This window comes from Halomonas sp. BC04, from assembly GCF_000568385.1.
This window is the reverse complement of the sequence record NZ_AZQX01000143.1, coordinates 1-22,302: the sequence shown is the minus strand read 5'-3', so window position 1 is coordinate 22,302 and position 22,302 is coordinate 1. Positions and strand designations below refer to the sequence as shown.

Sequence of the window (22,302 nt, the reverse complement as noted above, 5' to 3'; positions counted from 1 at the left end):
ACGAGACATGCAACTGAGTGACAAGAGCCGCCAGCGGATCGCACCCTGGGCGGCGGTGGTGATCCTTGTACTGATCTGGGAAGCCACGGTACGCCTGCTCGACGTACCGGAGTTTATCTTTCCCAGTGCCTGGGCCACGGCCCAGGCATTGGTGACCTACGCCGGCCCCATCGGCATGCACTCCTGGCAGACCTTCTGGACCACCATGGTGGGCTTTGGCATCGGGGTGGCCGTGGGTCTGCTGCTGGGCTTCATCATCGGCTCGTCGAAGTTTCTCTACCATGCCTGCTATCCGCTGCTGGTGGGTTTCAACGCCATACCCAAGGTCGCCTTCGTGCCGATCCTGGTGGTGTGGTTCGGCATCGGCTCGGTACCGGCGATCCTTACCGCCTTTCTGATCTGCTTCTTCCCCATCGTGGTCAACGTGGCCACCGGGCTTGCCACCCTGGAGCCGGAAATGGAGGACGTGCTACGGGTGCTGGGGGCAAAGCGTCTCGACGTACTGCTCAAGGTGGGCATGCCGCGCTCGTTGCCTTACTTCTTCGCCTCGCTGAAAGTGGCCATCACCCTGGCCTTCGTCGGCACCGTGGTGTCCGAAACGGTGGCCTCCAATCAAGGTATCGGTTACCTGATGATGAGTGCCGGCTCGCAGATGCGCATGGGGCTGGTCTTCGCCGGGCTTATCGTGATCAGCGCCATGGCGATGGTGATGTATGAGTTGTTTGCGGTGCTGGAGAAGCGGATGACGGGGTGGGCTCACCGCGGCCAACGCTAGGGAAGCACTGCACAAATGCCTACACGAGTGAATCGCTGCGTTGCGCGGTGCCGAAGCGTCGGACCGTCGGATCCTCACATATACCCCATTTGCTCCGGTTGACTCGAAACCTTCGGTTTCTCGCTCCTTCGGAGCCATCCTGCGGATGTTTGTCGCTTCGCTCGGTTCTGTGCTCCGTGCGCCTTGCGACCCACAGGGATGTGGGAAGTGCGTTGATTCGTAGGGAACGAATCTAGCCGCTTCATCTCGCTCGGCAATTTGTGCAGCGCTTCCTTAGGAAGGAGGGTTAGAAGGCCTTTTCGAGGTCGAAGCGCGGCACCGGTTCCCCTTGCACCTCGACGGTCTCGGTGAACATGGCTAGCGGCCGCACCCACAGGCCGTATTCGCCGTAGAGGGCGCGATAGACCACCAGGGGTTCCTCGGTTTCGCTGTGATGGGCGACGCCCAGCACCTCGTAGCGGTTGCCCTTGTAGTGGCTGTAGATGCCGGGAACGGGGTAGGGAGTAGTCATCGGGGGCTCCGTGCAGTGAGGCGGGGTTGGAAGGGTTACTCGCCGGGTGCGGCGGCTTGTCGGGCGAGCCTGGCCAGCACCCGCGAGACGGCAGCGAAACCGAAGCTGCCGGTGACGAAGGTGGCGGCGCCGAAGCCCGAGGCGCAGTCGAGTCGCGTCGACTCGCCGGTTCCCGGCTTCTGGAAGCACACCTCGCCATCGCTGCCCGGATAGACCAGTTGCTCGTCGGAATAGACGCACTCCACCGAGAAGCGGCGCTTGGGGTTGCGCGAGAAGCCGAAGTCACGGCGCAGGCGTGCGCGAACCTTGGCCAGCAGGGGGTCGTGCTCGGTACGGCTCAGATCCGCTATGCGGATACGGGTCGGGTCGGTCTGGCCGCCGGCGGCGCCGGTCACCGTGATAGGCAGCTTGCGCCGCTTGCACCAGGCGATCAGGGCGGCCTTGGCCAGCACGCTGTCGATGGCGTCCACCACATGGTCGGCATCCTGGGGCATGCGTTCGGCCAGGTTGGCAGGAGTGACGAAGGCGGCATCCGCCACTACCTGGATACCCGGCTGTATCGCCCGGCAGCGCTCGGCCAGGACCTCCACCTTGGGGCGGCCGATGGTGCCGTCCAGGGCATGTAGCTGGCGATTGACGTTGGAGACACAGACGTCGTCCAGGTCGATCAGCGTAAGCTTGCCGATTCCCGAGCGGGCGAGTGCCTCCACCGCCCAACTGCCCACGCCGCCGACGCCAACCACCACCACGTGGGCGGTGCGAAAGCGCTCGACGGCACGGCTGCCATAGAGCCGGCGGATGCCGCCGAAACGGAGATCGTGGTCATGCTGTGAGGCGGGGTCGCCATGGCTCGAGAATGGGGCTGTCATGATAGGTGTTTCGGACTCCCGGTCAGGCAGTGGGTTCGGGATGCAGGTAGCTGCGGCTGGCGTTGTTCACCGGCAGGTGGCCGCCCCAGCCGAAGCGCTCGAACAGGGCCGACATGGGGGCGTCCAGTGCGCAGCTCAAGGTCAGCCGATACGGCTCGAACGGATGATCGAAGGTCAGGCCCACGGCGGCCAGCAGCAGACGCGGGCACGCCAGCTGCTCCTTGAAGAAGCGGTTGTGGTTGCCCTTGCCGTGCTTGGCGTCGCCGATGATGGGGTAGCCCCGCTGTGCCAGGTGGCGGCGGATCTGGTGGCGGCGCCCGGTCACGGGCGATGCCTGCATCAGTGAGTAGCGGCTCTGTGGATAGCGGTCCACCTGCACCGGCAACTCGACGCTGTCGAGCCGCCTCACGTCGGTCATCGCCTCCATGGCCGGCATTTCCGCCTTGGGGCGGCTGCCGTCCTCCTCCCGCAGCGCATAGTCGAGCCGTTCATGCTCGGGGCCGACACCGCGAACTACCGCCAGGTAGCGCTTGGCGACCCGGCGCTCGCTAAAGGCCTCCGCCAGCCGGGTTGCCGCGGCCGTCGACAGGGCGAAGACCATCGCCCCTGAGGTGGGGCGGTCCAGGCGATGCACCGGGTAGACCCGCTGGCCGAGCTGGTCGCGCAGGCGCTGCAGCAGGAATTCGCGCTCGCCCCTGGCCAGGGCCGTGCGGTGCACCAGCAGGCCCGCAGGCTTGTGCACGGCGACCAGGTGCGCGTCCTGGTGGAGAATCGTCAACGCTTCCGACATGTCAGCCTGGCTCGTGGAACGGGGTCGTCATTGTCGCTGCCCTGCCGGGCGTTGTCACCTCGATGTCCGGACCGCCGCCCATGCCGTCATTCGCTATCCTGGCAGTTGCCCCGTTGAAGGATGCCGTGGGCGATGCGCTCGATGCCCTGGCGATAGGCGGCCTGGCGGTAGGAGGTCGCCTCCTGCTCGGCCCGCTCCAGCACCAGCCGGCCCTGGCTTTCGATCCGTTCCGCCAGTCGCCCGTTGACGGTCTCCTCAGGCCAGCGCTCGCCGGTGCGGTTCTGCACCCACTCGTAGTAGCTGACGATGACGCCGCCGGTATTGGCCAGCACGTCGGGCAGGACCGGGACGCCGCGCTCGACGAGCGCCGCCTCGGCCTTGCTGGAAACGGGCCCATTGGCGATCTCGAGCAGGGCCTTGGCCTTTACCTGGTCCACATTGTCTTCTCGAATCTGGTCCTCGAGGGCGGCGAGTACCAGTACGTCGACATCCAGGGCCAACAGCTCGTCCCGGTCGAGGTGCTCGACATCCTCGGCGATGCAGACCGAATCGTCGCAGTAGACGAGATCGTGCAGCCGCTGGTTCCTGGTCTTCTGCTGCATGATCGGTTCCGGATCCAGCCCTTCTTCGCTGCAGATGGCGCCACCCGAGTCGGAGAGGGCGACGATGCGATAGCCTCGTTCGTGAGCCAGGCGGGCAAAATGGTAGGCGGCGTTGCCGAAGCCCTGGATGGCCAGCGTGGTCTCCTCCGGCTTGCGCTGTTCACGCTTGGCCCACAGGTCCAGCACGTGCAGGGCGCCGCGCCCGGTGGCCGTCACCCGGCCATGAGAGCCGCCAAGGGCAGGTGGCTTGCCGGTAATGGCGGCAGGCTCCTTGCCGCGTACGAGATGGTCGTACTCATCGGCCATCCAGCCCATCACCGTGGCGTTGGTATTCACGTCCGGCGCGGGGATGTCACGGCGGGGGCCCATCACATCGGCAATGGCGCGAATGTAGCCCCGGGCGAGCCGCTCCAGCTCTAGGCGGGAGAGCCGCTTGGGGTCAACCTTGACCCCGCCCTTGCCTCCGCCATAGGGCAAGTCGACGACGGCGCACTTCACCGCCATCCAGAAGCTCAGCGTGGTGACCTCCAACTGATCGACGTCGGGGTGGAAGCGAATCCCACCCTTGGCAGGACCCAGAGTGGTGTCATAGTGCACTCGCCAGCCTGGAAAGACGCGCAGCCGCCCATCGTCCATGCGCACCGATACGCTTACCTGTAGCGACAGGTCTGGCTGCATAAGGCGCTCGATGACATCGTCGTGTACGTCGAGTGCGGCGAAGACGTCTTCCAGGCGCGAACGGGCATCATCGAAGAGATTGGCATGATCCATTTGCCGTGACATCGTCATCCTCCATTGGAGCGGTTAGTGGCCGATATCAAGAAAGCGTAGCAGCCAACCCGTCTCCCAGGAGGTTCAGGCAATCGTCATTGTCGCGTGCGGCTATTCGGCGCTCAGTCTCAGCACATAGGTGCCGATGTCACTGTTGTTGAAGGCGCGCGCGACGGCGCGGTATTCCCCAGGCTCCAGGTGGGCCTCGATACGAGCGTCAAGATTGTTGCCGCCATCGTCATCGCTCAGAAACACTCCCTCTCCCTCCAGTTCCAGGAAGGCGTCCAGCTCTCTGGACATCATGTCCAGGCGGTAGGTGCCGGCTTCATCCAGGTGAAAGAGGTAGGCGTCCCGGGCTCCCGCTTCGAGCCTGGCTTCGATGGACTGGCCGACGGCCAGTTGGCCATCTTCGGGCAGCTCGTCGAGCTCCACTGCGGAGGCCTTGAGTTCGAACAGGCCGCTGCCGCTGAAGCTGTGGCTACGGGCGGTAACGGTGTAGCTGCCCGGCCTCAGGTTGTAGCGGATACGCGCATTGAGCCCTTCTCCGCCGTCGTCGTCGCTGGTGAAGACGTCCTCGCCGCGTAGCTCGAGAAAGGCATCGAAGTCATCGGAGAGCATATCGATGGTGACCAAGGCAGGCGATTCGAGGGCCAGTTGGTACTCCAGCGCATCGCCGTTGAGCCAGCCATGCAGCGGCTCATCGATGGCCAGCTGGCCGCTGTTGCGCAGGGAGGCTCCGTCGGCGAGCTCATGGGGCTCGACGGCGAGGGTGTAGAGGCCGCTTTCCTGGCCATAGGCACTGCGGGCAGTAAGCTGATATTCACCCGGTTCGAGAAAATCGGCGATGCGGGCATCCAGGTTGCCGGCGCTATCATCGTCTTCGCGGTGGTAGCCATGGGGGCCTTCCAGCACCAGGTAGGCATCCACATCGCTGGAGCGCATTTCGATCTGGTATAGCCCACTCTCCTCAACCGTCAGGGTGTAGTGATCCGGCCCATCTTGCAGCCAGCCATCGACACCTGACGGTACACTCAGGGTGTCGCTGATGGTGAGCTCCATGCTGCGGCTGGACACGCTGAAGGGGCCATAGCTGTGCTGGTCGTTACCACTCACGACCAGGGTGTAGTCACCGCTCTCGTCGATGCGGCGGCGCAGCGTCGGTGTCCGGTCAGGCTCATAATAGGCAGTGGGGGCGTAGGTGGATGCCAGTAGCTGCTCTTCAGCGTCATATAGCGACAGTGCTCCCAACAGGGGCCCGCCGAGCTCGATCTCGACCAGCGCACCCTCTTCGAGCGGCAGCACAAAGCGGTTGAAGCGGCTGCCATCCTTGCCATTGAGAGCACTCTGCGAGGTGATCTCGCCACGGTGGCGTTCGCCCAGTTGTATCAGCTCGTAGGCGGTCATGACGCTATCGTCAGCCGCCGTTTCGGTGGGAGTGGCGGCAGCCGGCAATTGCCAGCCGACGATCAAACCGACGGCTGCGCCGCCCAGGGCGATCAGGAAAAGGGGGGTGGCACGGTTGGCCATGGAAGCATCCTTGTTCGATGGCGAGCATCGTTAGATGGGTGACGCCCGGAAGGACGGGCGACGATTACATTGCGTAACCATTATACGGTGCTTCTAGCGTTGAGAGGCAGTGGGAGAGCACCTGCCGGTTGAAGTGAGTCCGGTGACCCCCACCCTCTCAGTATGGCGGGAAAATCCCAGCCAACCGTTCTACCAACCGCTTTACCAACCAACAGGAGCCATCATGTCTTCAACCGTCTTGATCACCGGTGCCAATCGCGGTGTCGGCCTGGCACTGGCCCGTCACTATCATGGCAAGGCTGGCAGGTAATCGGGGTCTGTCGCCAGACTTCCGCCGAGCTGGATGAAGTGGCCAGCCGGGTGGTGAAAGGTATCGATGTGACCCGTGCCGATGATGTGGCCCGGCTCGCCGGGGAAATGAAAGGCCAGCGGCTCGACCTGCTGATCAACAATGCCGGCCTGCTGCGCGACGAGTCCCTTGGCGAGCTGAACTTCGACACCATTCGCGAACAGATGGAGATCAACGCCTACGCCCCCCTTGCGATCGTCGAGGCGCTGCTCGACAACCTGGGGGAGGGCAGCAAGATTGCCAATATCACCAGTCGCATGGGCTCGATCGCCGATAACGACTCCGGCGGCCGTTACGGCTACCGCGCCTCCAAGGCGGCGCTCAACGCCTTCGGCAAGTCGTTGGCCATGGACCTGGCGCCCCGAGGAATATCGGTCATTCAGCTCCACCCCGGTTTCGTGAAGACCCGCATGGTTAACTTCGGTGGCCTGATATCGCCGGAAGAGGCCGCCGCCGGCATCGCGGCGCGCATCGAGGCACTGACCCTGGAGGCCACCGGCACCTTCTGGCACAGCAACGGAGAGCCACTGCCCTGGTAAATTGCGTCAGGTGGCAGCAGGGCGGCCGAGGGGTGGCGGTGGTCGCCAGGGTTGCAGTGCCGCCTGAACGGGCGAACCGAGGCCTGGGAAACTGTCGGACGAATAGTGCATGTGACTTGAGGCCGGAGGGGTAACCTGCTAGATTATTTGTGATAATAGTTATCATTAGCAAGAGGCATCGAGTCGCATGCACCCGTTTGACGGTTCGCCCCGCGGCATGGCGCCGGGCCATGAGGTTCACACCGATGGCCGCGAAAAGAGCAGAGAGATCAACAGCCGCGACCTGCTTGGGCCCAACGACGAGCTGGTCATTCATCACCAAGGGAGGCGCTACACGCTTCGCCGTACCCGCCTGGGCAAGCTGATCCTCACCACCTGACATACCGTTTGATACCCCGCCAGCCAGGCCGCGGCAACGCCGCACCCAGCCAGCCGATAACCCTGACTCTTTCCAGGAAACGTCTGGCCAATGAAACGCACACTCTCAATCGGTACCTTGCTTGTCCTGATGCTGCCGCCGGCGGCGCAGGGCGGCGAGACCGCCGGTGCCGCACCGGCACTCGATGCCCTGACCGTCACCGGCACACGCGTACCCACCGACCTGTCACGGGCACCGCTGATCGTCGATGTGATCGACCGCCATGACCCGACGCTCTCCACGGCGAGCCGTATGGAAGACGTGCTTAGCCAGCAGCCGGGCCTGCACGTGGCCGGCCAGGGGCGGCGCAGCGGGCAGACATTGAGCCTGCGTGGCTTCGGTCGCAGCGGTGTGCTGGTGCGCCTCGATGGCGTTCGACAGGATATTTCCACCGGCCATATTGGCAATTTCTTCGTCGACCCGGCGCTGCTCCGCGAAGTGCAGATTGCCCGCGGCGCCCTGTCGAGTCTTTACGGCAGCAATGCCATGGGGGGAGTGGTCAGTTTCGAGACGGTGGATGCCGCCGACCTGCTGCGGCCGGGTGAATCCCGGGGCGCTCGACTCGCCATCGGTGGCGCCACGGCTAGCGACGAAGTGGGGGGAACACTCAGCCTCTTCGGCCGACGCGACACAACCCAGGGCGAGGTGGATGGCCTGCTGGCGGTGGGGCGCAGCGAGTCGGGCGATATTCGCCGGGCAGGCGGCGACGAGGCACCCGACGATGCGCGGCTGCACAGCCTGCTGGCCAAGGGCGGCTGGGAACCTTCGCCGACGCAGCGTCTCTTCGTCAGTTGGCAGCACTATGACGAAGACGCGACACAGCCCGCCAACCCGCAACAGCTGGGGTTTGACGAGAGTAACCCGCTGCGCGATCGCACCGTAACCAGCGACAACCTGCAGCTGGGCCATCGCTGGCAGCCGACTGTTGCCACTGAAGTGATCTCACGCTTGACGCTGAGCCGTCAGGAGATCGACGAACCGGCGGCCAACCGTTCCCTGGAGCGTATCGGCGCCCAGAGCGACGGCTACCACGTGCTCGACCACGGCTGGCTATCGCAGACGCTGGCCTTCGGCGTCGAAGTGGAGCAGGCCCGGCAGGTGCCGGACGGTGCGGCCAACGGTTTTCCGCGTGCCGATATCGAGACCCAGGCCTTCTATCTGGACAACACGCTGACGGTCGGCCACTTCCTCGCCGATGGCGGGGCAGGGGAGCTCGACCTGGGATTGGGTGCACGCTACGACCGCTATGACGCCGAAGGCCGGGAGAGTCGCAACAGCACCGAGAATCGCGTATCGCCGCGGGTGCGGCTGGGCTGGCGGCCCACCGAGAGTCTGATGCTCTACAGCGGCTATGCCGAAGCCTTCCGGGCTCCCGGCCTCTCGGAGCTCTACGCCAGCGAGCGCCATTTCGCCGGCTTCTGTCCCTCGCCGTTCTTCTGTTTCCCCGACAACTTCTGGGTGCCCAATCCAGATCTTCAGCCGGAAACCAGCCGAACCCATGAGAGCGGGTTCTCCTGGCGGGCCGGCGACTGGGGAGTGCGGGCGAGCTACTTCGACACCCGTGCCGATGACTTCATCGACACCACCGTCGACATTATGGCCGGCACCACCCAGGCCACCAATGTCAGTCGTGCCCAGCTATGGGGCTTCGATGCCCGCCTCGAATGGCAGCCGTCGGCGTTGCCGCAGCTGCGCGCCTTTGCCGGTCTGGCCGAAGTGTCCGGCAAGGACCGCGACAGCGACGAGCCCCTGGGGCAGACGACCCCGCTGGAGGGCACCCTGGGTGCCGACGTGGCAGTGCCCGGGCACGACCTGATGCTGGGCTGGCGCGCCCGCTTCGCCGAGTCCTTCGACAAGCGGGGCAGCGACGAGGCCCTGCCCGGCTATGGGCTCCATGACCTGCAACTGGCCTGGCAGATCACACCGTCTCTGGATACGGCGATGCGCCTGCGCAATGTGACGGACAAGGTCTGGTATCGACCGATGGCAGTCTCGGTGACGGGCGCAGCCTGTTCGCCACCCTCAATCTGCAGTGGTAACCCTGGAGGACCCCATGACAACCCTCACTTCACGCCAACGTGCCATTCTGGAAGCCTTCGATGCGGCGCGCGAGGCGCAGCCGCGACTCCCCGCCATCAGCATCGCCGAGCGCCTGTCGATCAGCGAAGGGGAGCTGCAGGCGGCACGCCTCGGACGCGATGTCTGGAGCCTGCCGCTGACGCCCCGCGACCTGGCGTCACGAATGCACAAGCTGGGACGCGTCAAGGCGCTGACCCGATCGAGGCTGGCGGTACTGGAGCAGGAGGGCGTCTACCCACGACTGGGCGGTGGCGGACCTCACATGGGGCTGATGCTGGCCCCCGGTGGCCTGGACCTGCGCCTGCTCTTCAGCCAGTGGCACTGGACCTGCCTGATTCGCGACGTGCTGCCCGTCGGGAAAGGCGACGCGACGGTGCGCTGGAGCCTGCAGGTCTTCAACCGTCATGGTCGTGCCTTGCATAAGTGTTTTGCGCTCGACGAGGAGCCGACGCCAGCCTGGCAGGCGCTCGCCAAGGCGGGCAACGTCGTGCCGCCGGCCTTTACCCAGAGCATGCCCCGTGAAGAGCGGCCGTTGCCACAGGTTCCCGAGCTGGCCGCCGAGTGGGCGGCGATGAGCGATGTGCACCAGTTCTTCGGCCTGCTTCGACGACATGGGCTGGAGCGGCGCGAGGCGAATGAGCTGATGGAAGGGCACTTCACCCGATCACTGCCGCCCCGCGCCGCGGAGGATGTGCTGTGGCGAGCGGCCGAGCAGCGCCTGCCGATGATGCTGTTCGTGGCAAGCCCGGGGTGCGTGCAGATCCGCACCGGCCAACTGGTGATGCCCGAGCGTCGTGGTGATTGGCTCAACCTCTTCGGCCACCGTTTCACGCTGCACCTCGACGTCATGGCCATCACCCATGTCTGGCGGGTCTTCAAGCCCAATCGCGACGGTGGCGTCACCAGCCTGGAGGCCTTCGATGCCGAAGGAGAGCTGGTGCTGCAGCTCTATGCCGAGCGGCAGGAGGGACGGCCCGAGCGGCCCACCTGGCGGCGCCTGCTGGAGGGCTGCCAGACGCAGGAGGCGGTGGCATGACAGCCTCCTATGTGCTGGCCCTGCTGCTCTGGCTGGCTGTCATGCTCCCCGGCCAGGCCTTGGCTGGTGAGGAGCGGCTGGTGGTACTGGGCGGCGATATCGCCGAAACGGTGGCGGCGCTGGGTGCGGAGGAGCGGCTGGTTGCACGGGACGATACCAGCCTCTACCCCGACAGCGTGGCGGCGTTGCCGTCGGTGGGTTACCTGCGGCGTCTCTCGGCGGAAAGCGTGCTGTCGCTGCGGCCTGACCGGGTCCTGGCCAGCCGCTATGCGGGGCCCGACGAGGTACTGCAGCAGCTGGCCGCCGTGGGCGTGACGGTGGACAGGATTACGGCACCTTCCAGCCTGGCGGCGATACCCGACAAGGTGAGCGAAGTGGCGGCGGCACTGGGGCGGGAGACGCAGGGTCGGACGCTGGTTGCCGAGCTGCAGGAGGCGCTCGACAGGCTGGCCGGACTGACACCGCTGCCGGAGGCCGGCGCCATGTTTATCCTCAACCACAGCGGCACGACCCCTCTGGTGGCGGGGAAAGGGACGGCTGCGGCAACGGCCATGGCGGCGGTGGGGCTGCATAACGCTTTCGAGGTGATGACGGGGTATCGCCCCGTGAGCGGCGAGGCGCTGGTGCGCCATGGCCCGGAGGTCGTGCTGATTTCCCGCCACGGGCTGGATGCGATGGGCGGCGAGGCGGCGCTGTGGCAGCTGCCGGGGCTTGCCATGACCCCGGCGGGCCGCGATCGCTGCCTGATCGTGATCGATGACCAGGCCATGCTGGGCTTCGGTCCGCGTACGCCGGGGCTGTTGCTGGAACTGCGCGGGACCCTGGAGGAGTTGTTGCTGTCAGCGTCGCGGAATTCGCACCAGGGAGGGGGCGTCGCATGGATATGATCCTGTCGGGCCGCAACAGCCTGGCTCCTCGGCAACCCTGGCGCCATGCCAGGGTGCTGATGGGGATGGCCGCGGCGCTGCTGCTGGCGCTGCTGTGGAGCGCCGCTTCCGGCGTGCTGGGGCTGTCTCCGCTGGCCCTCCTGTCGGGACAGGTGGACGAGCTGGGCTTTCGGGTCTGGTGGCAGCTGCGTCTGCCACGGTTGCTGTTGGGTGTGCTGGTAGGCGCCATGCTGGCCGGCAGCGGTGCGGCGATGCAGGGCCTGTTTCGCAACCCACTGGCGGATCCGACCTTGCTGGGGCTTGCCAGTGGTGCAGGCCTCGCCGTGGCCATCTGGATCGTGCTCTTTCAGGGCAGCGGTCCGGCCGCGCTCTACGGCCAGTTCCTGGCCGGTTTCCTGGGCGCACTGGCTGTCTGTGTGGTGGTTTTCGGCCTGGCCGGGCGCCACGGCGGCAGCGCCGCCGTCTTCACGCTGCTGCTGGCGGGCCTGGCGATCAATACCCTGGCCGGTGCCGGCGGCGGCCTGCTGGCCTTCATTGCCAGCGACGAGCAACTGCGACAGCTCAGCCTGTGGGGCATGGGCAGCCTGTCCCACGCCCTGTGGAGCGCGGCACTGGCAGCCTGCCTGCTGGTGCCACCGGCGCTCTTTCTGCTGTTGCGCAGCGCCCGGGGGCTGGACCTGTTGCAGTTGGGTGAGGCGACGGCCCATGCCGCCGGGCTGGATGCACCACGGCTCAAGCGTCACGTGGTGGTGGCAACCTCCCTGGGCGTCGGCCTGTGCGTGGCCCTGACCGGTATCATCGGTTTCCTGGGCCTGCTCGTGCCCCATTGCCTTCGGCTTTGGCTGGGGCCGGGGCACCGCCTGCTGCTGCCGGCCTCGATGCTGGGTGGCGCGCTGCTGCTGGTGGTGGCCGATACCCTGGCACGGACCCTGGCCATGCCGGCCGAGATCCCGGTCGGTCTGCTGACCAGCCTGCTGGGTGGCCCCTATTTCCTCTACCTGTTGCTGCGGCGGAGCCCGAGATGCTGATGCTGGACCAGGCGGGGTTCATCGACCCGCCCCACCTGTCACCGATCCATGGCGCTATCCTCCCCGGCGAACTGCTCGCATCGTGGGCCCCAACGGCGCCGGCAAGAGCACCCTGCTTTCGCTGCTCTCGGGGTTTCGTGCCCCGCAGTTGGGTACGGTAACGCTGGATGGACGATCACTCGAGGCGTGGACGCCGGCAACCCTGGCCTGCCGTCGCGCACTGGTGGCGCAGCAGGAACCGCCGGGCTTCGACTGGACGGTTCGCGACATGGTGGCCCTGGGCAGCGACCCCGAACCGGCACTGGTGGACCGGCTGATCGAGGAGATGGCGCTCGTCGAGCTGGCCGACCGCAGCGTATTGCGTCTCTCCGGCGGTGAGCGCCAGCGGGTGATGGTCGCCCGGGGACTTTGCCAGCTGATGGCCCGGCGACACGTCGGTGCGCCGGACGGGGGGCTGCTGCTGCTCGATGAGCCCACCAGTGCACTGGATATCGGCCAGCAGCAGCGGCTGATGCGTCGGCTGCGCTGGCTGGCACAGCAACATCACATGGCCATCGTCTGTGTGCTGCACGATCTCAACCTGGCGGGGACTTATGCCGACAGGGTCTGGCTGATGGATGCCGGCCAGCGTATCGCGGCAGGCCCGCCCGGGGAGGTGCTGCAGCCTGAGTGCCTCGCCCGGACCTACCGCGCGGAACTGCAGGCACTGGGTAGACCTGGGGGCGGCGCTTCCTGGTTGGCGCTGAAGCCTTGAGCCAGCGTGACGCTGCCGTATGCACCCGCCCCATCTGAACACACCCCCGGGCGGCCTGATGCGGCAGGGCATCGGCATAGCGCTGTGCCAGCTCGTCGGGTGGCGTCTCATGGGGGGGTGACGCCTGATCGCCTGGCTTCGCTGACGACGGTTGCTGGTCATTCATTGCCTTGCCCCCTTGTGAGTGCTGCTCTATGGCGGCGTTGTCAGGCGCATGGCCGGTCGATGAACCGGGGTTGAGGCGCTGTCCCCATCTGCCGGCACCTATCGTTTCAGTATCGTAGGGACTGGTTGAGACGCAACCGTTGGCAAGAATAGACCGATTGTGTGTAGGCTAACGGTTTCCTTGGTCAGGACTTGCGCCCATGCCGCCATCGTCCCCCGACCGTCCCTTGGCCTCCCCCGAATGGGGCGAGGGGCGGGTGGTGCTGCTGGCCGCTACCTGGGTACAGGTGCTGTGCAGCGCGGCAATGCTGCTGGTACCGACCCTGGCGCCACAGATCGCCGCCGCTTTCGGCGTGCCGACCGGATGGGTCGGGCTGCAGGTCAGCCTGCTCTACGGGGTGGCGATGCTCACCTCGCTGCAGTCGGCGGTGCTCGCCCGGCGGTTGGGCGGCTGTCGGGCCAGCCAGCTGGCCATCGCGCTGGTGATGGGGGGCTGCGCATTGGCCCTGATCGGCACCCCGCTGGCGCTGCTCGCCACCACCCTGATGCTGGGCCTTGCCTACGGCATCACCAGCCCCGCGGCGGCGGAGCTGCTCTCCCGCTTCACGCCCCCTGAACGGCGCAATCTCGTCTACTCCATCAAGCAGACCGGCGTGCCCCTGGGCGGCGTGCTGGCCGGACTGACGGCACCGCCGCTGGCGGCCTACTGGAACTGGCAGGCGGCCTTCCTCGCGGTGGGTGCGGCCAGCCTTGCCACCCTGCTGTTGCTCCAGCCGCGGCGTGGGCGTTGGGATGCCAGCCGAGATGCCAGCGTACGCATGCAGAGGGGCGGCAGCCTGGGCGTCCTGCGGCGCTACCGCGCCATGCGCTGGCTGGGCGCCACCGGTTTCTGCCTCTCCGCGGCTCAGCTCTCGCTGCTCAGCTTCGCGGTGGCCTTTATGGTCGAGGAGCTCTTGCTGAGTCTGGTCATGGCGGGGGCCGTGGTGTCGCTGGTGCATGTGGCCGGGGTATCGGGGCGCTTGGCCTGGGGCGCATTGGCCGACCGCATGGGGGGGAGTCTCCCGGTGTTGTTCGGCCTGGCTGGCGTCATCTCCGTACTCTTCTTTCTGCTGGCCGTGCTTGGCACCGTGGTGCTACCTGGGTGACGATTACCCTGATGGTGGTCGCCGGCGCCACGGCAGTGGGTTGGAACGGTGTGTATCTGGGCGAAGTGGCGCGGCGCTGCCAGCCCGGTGAGGTGGGTGAGGCCACGGCCGCCGTGCTGGTGCTGACCTATATGGGAGTGCTGGTGGGCCCGGCGCTGTTCAGCCTGATCGTGTGGCTCAGCGGCAGCTACGCCGTGGGTTTCCTGCTGCCCACGCTGACCGGTGCGCTGGCTGTCTTCTGCCTGTTGAACTGCGTGCGCAGCGATGCCGCGCCGCGCGCCGCCTGAGCAGCCGATTCACTCCACCAGGCTGGCCTCGCCCAGGATGCGCACGTCATGCTTTCCGCCTGGCCGCCCTGGCGCGCTATGCTGAAAGTGGCCGAGACACGTTGTATTGCGCCAGACCTCAAGGAGAATGCCCATGTTGGATCTGATTCCCCACCCGGCAGACCATGTCGTGGCGATGAAGGCAGGGGGTATCGTGACGGGCAGTGAGCTGCAGCACGCCATTGATGCCATCGAGGCCGCCAAGCGTGATCATCCTGTTATCAGCCTGGTGGTCGAGCTCGATAACCTGCGGCTGATGACGCCGACTGCCCTGCTCAAGGACATCGGTTATGGCCTGACTCAGCTCGGCGATCTCGATCACTACTACCGGGCCGCCGTGGTCACCGACCAGGCTTGGATCGAGCACCTCGCCCACCTGGAGGAGCGACTGTTCAAGGCGGTGGAGATCCGTACTTTCTCTCGCCGCGAACGCGCCGCTGCCATGGCCTGGGTCGCGAACTGCCCAGGGGCGCCCATGAGGATCCCGAAGAGGACGGCTATCACGGAGCCTGATCCTGCTCTGGTATCTTGGAACCAGACGCCAGTCGCCGCTCAGCTAGGCTTGTAGTGAAACAGGCACGCCACACGGGAGAAAAACGCCATGCTGGGTGCGATTGCCGGCGATATCATCGGTTCGGTGCACGAAGGCCGGGGCACCAAGCACCGGGACTTTCCGCTGTTCACGCCGCACAGCACCTTTACCGACGACACCGTGCTATGCATGGCGGTGGCGGAGGTGCTGCTGAACGGCGGTGATTTCGTCGATGCCTTCCACGACTACTTCCACCGCTATCCGGATGCGGGCTTCGGCGGCGGCTTCATGTGCTGGGCGGCGCGCCGGGACCGGCAACCCTACTTCAGCTGGGGCAACGGTTCGGCCATGCGGGCGCCGCCGGTGGGCTTTGCGGCCCGCTCGCTTGAAGAGGCATTGGCACTGGCGACGCGCAGCGCCGAGGGGACCCACGATCATCCGAGGGCATCCGCGGGGCTCAGGCCGTGGCGACGGTGATCTTTCTGGCCCGCCAGGGCACCGACAAGGCCAGTCTGCGGGAGGAGGTGGAGGCGCGCTTCGGCTACGACCTCTCGCGCCGCCTGGACGAGATCCGTCCCGGTTACCGGTTCGATGTCTCCTGCCAGGGTTCGGTGCCGGAGTCGATCATCGCCTTCCTTGAGGCCGACAGCGTCGAGGCGGCGATCCGCAATGCCATCTCGCTGGGCGGCGACGCCGATACCCAGGCCTGCATGGCCGGTGCCATGGCCGAGGCCTACCACGGTGGCCTGCCCAAGGCGCTGCGCAGCGAGACCCTCGCCCGGCTGCCCGGCGACCTGCGCCGGGTGGTGGAAACCTTCACGGCACGCTTTCTTCTTGGCTGAGGGTGGGGCGGGAACCCTTCCGCCGCCTGCTGCGTCCCTGTGTCTGCCGGGCAAGACCCGGTGATTCGCAACCTGCAGAACACGGGAGGGTGTCATGATCATTGCACGCTGGTACTGTCAGGCCCGCTTCGGGCACAAGCAGGAGCTGCTTGCGAAGACCCGCGAGTGGTGGACCACCATCGGCCGCGAGATCGGTCAGACCGACTACACCATCACCACTGGCAGCATCGGCGCCGCCGAGTCGGTCGTCGCCGTGGACCTCCGGGTGGCGGACCTGGCCACCCTGAGCGCCCAGTGGGACAAGCTCGCCGAGCGCGCCGACCACCGGGAGTGGGGCAAGGCGATCGAGCCCCTGGTGGTCAGCGGCTCCACCCGCTGGGAGATCTACCGCGTGGTGGAGTGAGGTGGCCTAAACACCCATCGGCCGCAATGCAATATCCGGCCGGCCCTTCAGTCCGTGATCGGCAGCCGTTTGCGGCTGAATACGGTCAACGCCACCCGCAGCGCCGTGGTGGTGAAGATCGCCACGGCGCTCATGGTCATGCCAAGCCAAAACCTGGCCCCAGGGCGGGGCGAGATCGATGCCGTCCAGGGCCACGGTTTCACCAAAGCGCTTGTGCAGGCGGTCGATCTGCAGCGCAGGTGCCATGGGAACCTCCGCCAGATCACCCGCTTGTGGATCCAGGCGCTGATCGGGGCATGGTGGGCTATTGATCGAGCAGGGATAGTCGCTCCTCAAATGATGGCATGGCGTACCCGGGCGGAGACCCACTCCGAGGCCAGCACAGTGACGAAGATCATCAGGAAGATCACGCTCACCTGGTTCCAGGCGAGGCTGTTGATCGCCGAGTTGAGCTGCAGGCCGATGCCGCCGGCACCCACCAGGCCCAGCACCGTCGACTCGCGAATATTGATGTCCCAGCGGTAGACGCTGATGCCGGCGAAGGCGGGCATCACCTGGGGCAGCACGCCATAGCTCATGACCTGCATGCGCCCGGCCCCTGTGGCGCTGATCGCCTCGACAGGGGTGGGGTGGATCTCCTCGATGGTTTCATAGAGCAGCTTGCCGATAAAGCCGATCGAGCGCAGCGCGATGGCGATGATGCCGGCCAGTACGCCTGGGCCGAGGATGGTCACCAGCAGCATGGCCCAGATCAAGGAGTTGATCTAGCGTGACGAGACGATGACCGCCAGTGTAGCAATGCGCACCAGCGGATGTGGGGAGGTATTGCGTGCCGCCAGGAAGGCGACCGGAAAGGCCATGACGATACCCAGCAGGTACCCAGGGTGGCGATGTTGATCGTATCCCACATTGGCTTCCACAGCCGGTGGGCATAGCTCCACTGCGGTGGCAGCATGCGGCTGAGCAGGTCGCTGCCCTGGCGGCCGGCATCCCCGACGAACACCCACATGGTGTTGTCGGAGATCATCTTCCAGCACAGCATGAACAGCGAGATGCCGGCCAGCCAGGCCAGGTAGCCTAGCCACTGGGCGCGGGTGGTGCGTAGCCGCCAGATAGACGACCGTGCCGATAGCTAGCCCCAGCGCAGCTTCGGATCGGCGATGAAGGGGAGTCGCCGCCACTGGCCCTGGCTGGCGAGCGCCTGGCGACTCATCGGGCGCCTCCCTTGGCCAGGTTGGGGGCCAGGCTAGAAGTCAGGCGCGGGGTCAGCGGGGTCGCCTCCGCCGAAGACCGGGAAGGGATAGCGGCAGGGGACTCCTCCTCGGCGGCCTGGGTGTCCCAGTCCTCCTCGCCGTAGATGGTCGTGAGGTTCTCGGCGGTCAGTTCGCCGGGTGCGCCATCGAAGACGATTTCACCCGCCCGCAGGCCGACGATACGGTCGGCGAACTGGCGAGCCAGTGCCACATCGTGGATGTTGATGATAGCGGCTAGTTTGCGCTCGGCGCATAGCTCGCGAATCAAGCGCATGATCTGGCGCGATATCCCGAGTTCGAGGTCTCCGAGGTGAACGCCAGGTTGCGCCCGGTCAGGTCCTCGACGGTTTCGATGCCGCTGTCGGGATAGGTGATGATCTCCATCTCGTAGCCGAAGGAACCATCCTCGGCGGCCATCATGGTAAAGGGCACGAAGCCGGAGCAGTTGACCGCGATCGGGACGCCACCAGTATTGAAGCCGGCAAGTGCGGTACCCATCATGGTACGGGGCAGGGTGGCCAGGGGCCGGTTCTTGAGGACAGTCGCCTTGGTTGCAGTCGTCTTGGGTCGCATCGATCTCACCTGCTGAACGGGAATGAATGACAGGCGTCATCTTGGCGGCCGCTTGTGACGATGGCAGGTCAGGGGTGTGTCGATGGGATGAACATGAGACGACGCTTCTTTTAACCGGCCAGGTGAAGACTAGCCAGCGCAAACGCCCATCCGATGGCCGCCCCGGCGACGACGTCACTGATGTAATGCAGTCCCAGCCCTACCCGCGACAGGGCGATCAGCAGCGACAGCGGCACCAGGATCGGCAGCAGCCAGGGGGCATGCGCGGCGGTCAGTATGCAGAACATGACCGCGTGCATGGTATGGCCACTGGGGAAGCTGTAACGGTCGCGTGCCGGCTCGCCGCATTGAATGGCATTGACGAAGGTGATGAAGGGCCGCTCGCGGCACAAGCGGGTCTTGATCAGTCGGTAGATGACAAGGGCAACGAGGGCGGTAACGCTGTACTGGAGCAGGCGCCGGTTGCCCAGGCTTTCATGCAACAGCGGCTGGGCGGCGATCAACGCGACCCAGACCGGCCAGTCGCCGATCTTGCTGGCAATCCGCAGCGTGGTCAGCCAGGGGCGGTGGATGCTGAGCCGCGCAAAGCGCTGGCAGAGCTGCCACTCCAGCAGGTCGAGGCGTTCAAATACGGCAGGGGTGCGTGGGCGCATAGGGTGTCTCCCGGGCCTGTTCGAGGACTGATAGAAAGATGTCTGCGATGACCGGCCAGCGGCAGCCCAGGGCGCGCAGGCGTGCAGCCCGGCCGAGTCGCGCATAGCGGGCCGGCTGCTGGCAGAGTGCCGTTGCTGCTTCGCCTGCTGGAAGTGATCGGCGCGGGACGAACGAGCTGCTGCTCAATCTCGCGAACCGTCAGTTCCCGGCTCAGCTGTAGCAGGGTATGGGCAACGCCATTGATCTCGGGAAACCAGGTTTCGCTGATCAGACAGATACGCATGAGGCCCTCATCGTGCACTGGCCCCGCAGGGGCCTTGGCCTATGAGCATGTCGTCCTGATATGACATGCCAGCGACAAGGACATGATGATGGGATGACGCCGTGTTGCCCCACTACACCCTGGTCCACCATGGTCGGCTCGCGAAACGCGGCCAAATCCGCGAAGCTTGATCCTCAAGCTGCCCGGAGTCCGCCATGAAGCATTCCCCCGCCTATCGCCTTGCCGCCACCATACTGCACGGTTTCGACGAGTACCGTTCACGCTTCAAGGAGATCACCGCGGATGCCAGCCGGCGCTTCCGGGATGCCGCGTGGCGGGAGGCGCAGCAGGCCTCTGCGGAACGCATCGACCTCTACGACGAGAAGGTCGAGGAAACCCTCGACAGGCTCCAGCGTTCCTTCGCGGACGAGGATCTTACCCACTGCGAATGTTGGCGAGAGGCCAGGAATCACTACGCAGAGCTGATCAGTCAGCGTCTCGACTACGAGCTGGCCGAAACCTATTTCAATTCGATGTTCTGCTCGATTTTCCATCATCGCCATATCCGCAACGAGTGGATGTTCGTCTACAGCTCCCGGGATTCGGCGGCACACCACTCGGGCATCGAGCGCTGCCGGCGCCTGCCGGTGGAAGGGAAATGGGAGGAGGCGATCCGCTGGGCACTGGCGGAATCCCCCTTCGAAACACCTTTCGACAACCTGCAGCGCGATACCCGGCTGGCCGCCGAATTCCTGCGCGGCCACCTGCCAGCTGCCATTCTCGATGCACAGGATACCGAGGTCGAACTGCTCAAGAGCGTCTTCTACCGCAACAAGGGCGCCTATCTGGTAGGACGTATCCGGGGGGGCGGCGAGCAGGTCCCGTTGGTGCTGCCGGTGCTTCACGATGAGGGGCAAGGCCTGCACCTGGACACGGTGCTTATCGAGTCCGACGAGGTGTCGATCATCTTCTCCTTCACCCGCGCCTACTTCCAGGTGGAGGTGCAGGTGCCGGGTGAGTTCGTCGATTACCTGCAGGAGTTGATGCCCGACAAACCGGAGGGGGAGCTTTATGCCACCATCGGCTTCTTCAAGCATGGCAAGACGGAATTCTTCCGTGCGCTCAACCGGCAGGTTGCCAAGCGAGAGGATAAGTTCATCATCGCGCCCGGGGTGCGAGGCATGGTAATGGCGGTATTCGTGCTGCCGTCGTTTCGCACGGTGTTCAAGATCATCAAGGATCGCTTCGACCCTTCCAAGCAGATGAGTCGGGAGAACGTGCGCGAGAAGTACAGCCTGGTCAAGCGTCATGACAGGGTCGGGCGCATGGCCGATACCCAGGAGTTCTCCAATTTCATCGCCCGCAAGGATCACTTCGCGCCGGAGTGCCTGGAGGAGCTGCTTGCAGTGGCACCCTCCAACGTCCAGCTCAAGGGCGACAAGGTCACCATCAAGCACTGCTACACGGAGCGGATGATGACACCGCTCAACATCTACCTCGAGGAGTGCGATGAAGCCGAGATCCGGGCTGTACTCAAGGATTACGGCAACGCCATCAAGCAGATGGCGGCCGCCAACATCTTCCCGGGTGACATGCTGCTCAAGAACTTCGGCGTCACTCGCCATGGTCGAGTGATCTTCTACGACTATGACGAGGTCTGCTATCTCACCGAGTGCAACTTCCGGCACATTCCGGAGCCGATGTATCCCGAGCAGGAGCTCTCCGACGAACCCTGGTACTCGGTGGGGCCGAATGATATTTTCCCCGAGGAATTCGGTCCCTTCCTGTTTGCCGACATCCGGCTGCGCAAGCTCTTCTATGAACTGCACCCGGAGCTGCTCGACGCGGATTACTGGAAGGGATTGCAGCAGGCCATCCTGGATGGACGGGTGATCGACGTCTATCCCTACCGCAACAAGCAGCGCTTCGCCGGTAGCGAGGAGAATGGCCTGGTCTATTGAACTGATGTGCTTTCAGGCTCGCCACTTCAGTGGGTCCGGCAGGCAGCGACAATGATGAGGCAGAGTATGGCTGAGGACAGGCGCCCCCATCTGGTGGTCTTTACCGGTTCCGGCATCAGTGCCGAGAGCGGCATCCAGACCTTCCGGGCCAGCGACGGCCTTTGGGCCGACCACCCCATCGAACAGGTGGCCACCCCCGAAGCCTGGCGTCGTGACCCCCGGCGGGTGCTTGAATTCTATAATATCCGCCGGACCCAGGTGCGCCGGGCTCGGCCCAATGCCGCCCATAAGGCCCTGGCCGAGCTGGAAAAAAAGGGCTTCCGCGTCAGTATCATCACCCAGAATATCGATGACCTCCACGAGCGTGCCGGCTCCCGCAACGTGCTGCATCTGCATGGAGAGATACTCAAGGCGCGCTCAACGGTGGATGCCCGCATGCAGTATCGTCTGCCGCGTGGCGGCATCGAACTGGGCGATATCTGCGACAAGGGGAGCCAGCTTCGCCCCGACGTGGTGTGGTTCGGCGAGAGCGTGCCGCATTTTGCCGAGGCGTGTGAGATCGTCGGCGAAGCGGATCTGCTGCTGGTGGTCGGTACGTCGCTTGCCGTGATGCCGGCCGCATCGCTGCTGGAGCATGCCCCGCTGGACGCCCCCTGCGTGCTGGTGGACCCTGACGCCGAGAGGCTGTCACCCCCTGGCGTGGCGAGGTTCTGCCAGACGGCGGGAAAGGGGGTGCCTCAGCTGGTGCGTCAATGGAAGCGCGAAGGACGTCTTTGGATGCCGGAGACGCTGCTAGCAGCCTCTCCCTAAGCGGGGAGTCATGATAGAATGCCGCCCCTTTCAGCACCGCCAAAGGCTCTCATGTCGGACGATACGCCCAGCGATTTCAGCGATCGTGATCCCGCAACGGGGCATCCACGGCCGCCACGGCGAGAGTTCAAGGCGCGCGGGAGCTTCGTCGAGCGCTGCCCCGGCTGCAACCTGCCCCGCCTCAACTGCCTTTGTCCCTATCGGCGAACGGTCGAGAGCACGGCTCGTGTCTGGCTGCTGACGCACCCCCTTGAGCACCACAAGCCAACCAACACCGGACGACTGATCCGGGACGTGCTACCAACCACCGAGGTGTTCACCTGGTACCGCACCACGCCGGACGAGCGCTTATTGGCGCTGCTGGCGGATTCACGCTACGCACCTTCATCATCTTTCCCGATGACCAGCCAGACTACGCCGATCGCGTGGTAGCATCGATGC

At 65.3% G+C, this 22,302-nt stretch carries 22 protein-coding genes and 6 pseudogenes; 17 read left to right on the top strand and 11 right to left on the bottom strand.

The genetic code is table 11. The features are described 5' to 3' along the window. Window positions 1-7: 7 nt before the first annotated feature. Complete coding sequence (locus Q427_RS09925) at window positions 8-775, top strand: ABC transporter permease (protein ID WP_043513445.1); 768 nt, start codon at window positions 8-10, stop codon at window positions 773-775. A gap of 286 nt (window positions 776-1,061) precedes the next feature. On the opposite strand, the gene Q427_RS09920 is transcribed toward Q427_RS09925, so the two are convergent. From Q427_RS09920 to Q427_RS09900, 5 genes are all read right to left on the bottom strand, one after another. Further along, window positions 1,062-1,286 carry a DUF1653 domain-containing protein gene (locus tag Q427_RS09920; RefSeq protein WP_043513443.1) on the bottom strand — a complete coding sequence of 75 codons (225 nt, stop codon included), beginning with the start codon at window positions 1,284-1,286 and terminating at the stop codon, window positions 1,062-1,064. 35 nt (window positions 1,287-1,321) lie between these two features. Next, a complete protein-coding gene (gene tcdA / locus Q427_RS09915; protein ID WP_043513441.1) occupies window positions 1,322-2,155 on the bottom strand; it encodes a tRNA cyclic N6-threonylcarbamoyladenosine(37) synthase TcdA in 834 nt (277 codons plus the stop codon). 22 nt (window positions 2,156-2,177) lie between these two features. Beyond that, complete coding sequence (locus tag Q427_RS09910) at window positions 2,178-2,945, bottom strand: pseudouridine synthase (RefSeq protein WP_043513439.1); 768 nt, start codon at window positions 2,943-2,945, stop codon at window positions 2,178-2,180. A gap of 86 nt (window positions 2,946-3,031) precedes the next feature. Further along, window positions 3,032-4,330, bottom strand: coding sequence for a Glu/Leu/Phe/Val family dehydrogenase (locus Q427_RS09905; RefSeq protein WP_155833525.1), 1,299 nt, complete (start codon window positions 4,328-4,330; stop codon window positions 3,032-3,034). A 99-nt stretch (window positions 4,331-4,429) separates the two neighbouring features. Beyond that, window positions 4,430-5,845: a hypothetical protein gene (locus Q427_RS09900; RefSeq protein ID WP_043513435.1), complete on the bottom strand. Its 1,416-nt coding sequence runs from the start codon at window positions 5,843-5,845 to the stop codon at window positions 4,430-4,432. Between the two features lie 223 nt (window positions 5,846-6,068). Between Q427_RS09900 and Q427_RS09895 the strand changes: the two are divergent. From Q427_RS09895 to Q427_RS09840, 12 genes and pseudogenes are all read left to right on the top strand, one after another. Next, a pseudogene (locus Q427_RS09895) lies at window positions 6,069-6,733 on the top strand (SDR family oxidoreductase). A 187-nt stretch (window positions 6,734-6,920) separates the two neighbouring features. After that, on the top strand, window positions 6,921-7,112 hold the full coding sequence (hemP, locus tag Q427_RS09890) for a hemin uptake protein HemP (RefSeq protein WP_043513433.1): 192 nt from the start codon (window positions 6,921-6,923) through the stop codon (window positions 7,110-7,112). 90 nt (window positions 7,113-7,202) lie between these two features. Beyond that, window positions 7,203-9,077, top strand: a pseudogene (locus Q427_RS09885) (TonB-dependent receptor domain-containing protein); the annotation flags it as partial. Window positions 9,078-9,204: 127 nt separating this feature from the next. Further along, complete coding sequence (locus Q427_RS09880; RefSeq protein ID WP_043513431.1) at window positions 9,205-10,266, top strand: ChuX/HutX family heme-like substrate-binding protein; 1,062 nt, start codon at window positions 9,205-9,207, stop codon at window positions 10,264-10,266. Beyond that, the gene (locus tag Q427_RS09875; protein WP_051496269.1) at window positions 10,263-11,153 is read left to right on the top strand and encodes a heme/hemin ABC transporter substrate-binding protein; all 891 of its coding nucleotides are present in this window, start codon (window positions 10,263-10,265) and stop codon (window positions 11,151-11,153) included. The genes Q427_RS09880 and Q427_RS09875 overlap by 4 nt, the downstream gene beginning before the upstream one ends. Then, the gene (locus Q427_RS09870; RefSeq protein ID WP_442905475.1) at window positions 11,144-12,181 is read left to right on the top strand and encodes a FecCD family ABC transporter permease; all 1,038 of its coding nucleotides are present in this window, start codon (window positions 11,144-11,146) and stop codon (window positions 12,179-12,181) included. Before Q427_RS09875 ends, Q427_RS09870 begins: the two co-directional genes overlap by 10 nt. Before the next feature lie 82 nt (window positions 12,182-12,263). Further along, window positions 12,264-12,935, top strand: coding sequence for an ATP-binding cassette domain-containing protein (locus Q427_RS09865; RefSeq protein WP_231613593.1), 672 nt, complete (start codon window positions 12,264-12,266; stop codon window positions 12,933-12,935). A 365-nt stretch (window positions 12,936-13,300) separates the two neighbouring features. Continuing rightward, window positions 13,301-14,245 (top strand): MFS transporter, encoded by a 945-nt coding sequence (locus tag Q427_RS09860; RefSeq protein WP_043513428.1) that lies wholly within the window; start codon window positions 13,301-13,303, stop codon window positions 14,243-14,245. Beyond that, a complete protein-coding gene (locus tag Q427_RS09855) occupies window positions 14,242-14,532 on the top strand; it encodes a hypothetical protein (protein ID WP_043513426.1) in 291 nt (96 codons plus the stop codon). The genes Q427_RS09860 and Q427_RS09855 overlap by 4 nt, the downstream gene beginning before the upstream one ends. A gap of 133 nt (window positions 14,533-14,665) precedes the next feature. Beyond that, window positions 14,666-15,139, top strand: coding sequence for an STAS/SEC14 domain-containing protein (locus Q427_RS09850; RefSeq protein WP_081785929.1), 474 nt, complete (start codon window positions 14,666-14,668; stop codon window positions 15,137-15,139). Window positions 15,140-15,172: 33 nt separating this feature from the next. After that, window positions 15,173-15,945, top strand: a pseudogene (locus tag Q427_RS36800) (ADP-ribosylglycohydrolase family protein). Between the two features lie 94 nt (window positions 15,946-16,039). Further along, entirely contained in the window at window positions 16,040-16,348 is a 309-nt protein-coding gene (locus Q427_RS09840) for a hypothetical protein (protein ID WP_043513424.1), read from the top strand. Window positions 16,349-16,354: 6 nt separating this feature from the next. On the opposite strand, the gene Q427_RS32160 is transcribed toward Q427_RS09840, so the two are convergent. From Q427_RS32160 to Q427_RS33775, 3 genes are all read right to left on the bottom strand, one after another. Next, the gene (locus Q427_RS32160; RefSeq protein WP_043513422.1) at window positions 16,355-16,594 is read right to left on the bottom strand and encodes a hypothetical protein; all 240 of its coding nucleotides are present in this window, start codon (window positions 16,592-16,594) and stop codon (window positions 16,355-16,357) included. Between the two features lie 86 nt (window positions 16,595-16,680). Then, a complete protein-coding gene (locus Q427_RS33780) occupies window positions 16,681-17,091 on the bottom strand; it encodes a PhnE/PtxC family ABC transporter permease (protein ID WP_231613591.1) in 411 nt (136 codons plus the stop codon). Between the two features lie 21 nt (window positions 17,092-17,112). After that, on the bottom strand, window positions 17,113-17,256 hold the full coding sequence (locus tag Q427_RS33775) for a hypothetical protein (protein ID WP_231613590.1): 144 nt from the start codon (window positions 17,254-17,256) through the stop codon (window positions 17,113-17,115). A 45-nt stretch (window positions 17,257-17,301) separates the two neighbouring features. Between Q427_RS33775 and Q427_RS35255 the strand changes: the two genes are divergently transcribed. Then, window positions 17,302-17,424, top strand: coding sequence for a hypothetical protein (locus tag Q427_RS35255; protein ID WP_269321222.1), 123 nt, complete (start codon window positions 17,302-17,304; stop codon window positions 17,422-17,424). A gap of 133 nt (window positions 17,425-17,557) precedes the next feature. Here Q427_RS35255 and Q427_RS33770 read toward each other — a convergent pair. The 3 genes and pseudogenes from Q427_RS33770 to Q427_RS09820 form a co-directional block, all read right to left on the bottom strand. Further along, window positions 17,558-17,887 (bottom strand): annotated as a pseudogene (locus Q427_RS33770) (phosphonate ABC transporter ATP-binding protein); the annotation flags it as partial. Then, window positions 17,875-18,087, bottom strand: a pseudogene (locus Q427_RS30000) (PhnD/SsuA/transferrin family substrate-binding protein); the annotation flags it as partial. The pseudogenes Q427_RS33770 and Q427_RS30000, both read right to left, overlap by 13 nt. Window positions 18,088-18,284: 197 nt before the next feature. Further along, window positions 18,285-18,827: a phosphatase PAP2 family protein gene (locus Q427_RS09820; RefSeq protein ID WP_043513420.1), complete on the bottom strand. Its 543-nt coding sequence runs from the start codon at window positions 18,825-18,827 to the stop codon at window positions 18,285-18,287. Window positions 18,828-19,305: 478 nt separating this feature from the next. On the opposite strand from Q427_RS09820, the gene aceK reads away from it, so the two are divergent. From aceK to Q427_RS09805, 3 genes and pseudogenes are all read left to right on the top strand, one after another. Then, window positions 19,306-21,051, top strand: coding sequence for a bifunctional isocitrate dehydrogenase kinase/phosphatase (aceK, locus tag Q427_RS09815; RefSeq protein WP_043513418.1), 1,746 nt, complete (start codon window positions 19,306-19,308; stop codon window positions 21,049-21,051). 66 nt (window positions 21,052-21,117) lie between these two features. Continuing rightward, window positions 21,118-21,861 (top strand): SIR2 family NAD-dependent protein deacylase, encoded by a 744-nt coding sequence (locus Q427_RS09810; RefSeq protein ID WP_043513416.1) that lies wholly within the window; start codon window positions 21,118-21,120, stop codon window positions 21,859-21,861. A 51-nt stretch (window positions 21,862-21,912) separates the two neighbouring features. Further along, a pseudogene (locus Q427_RS09805) lies at window positions 21,913-22,302 on the top strand (DTW domain-containing protein); the annotation flags it as partial.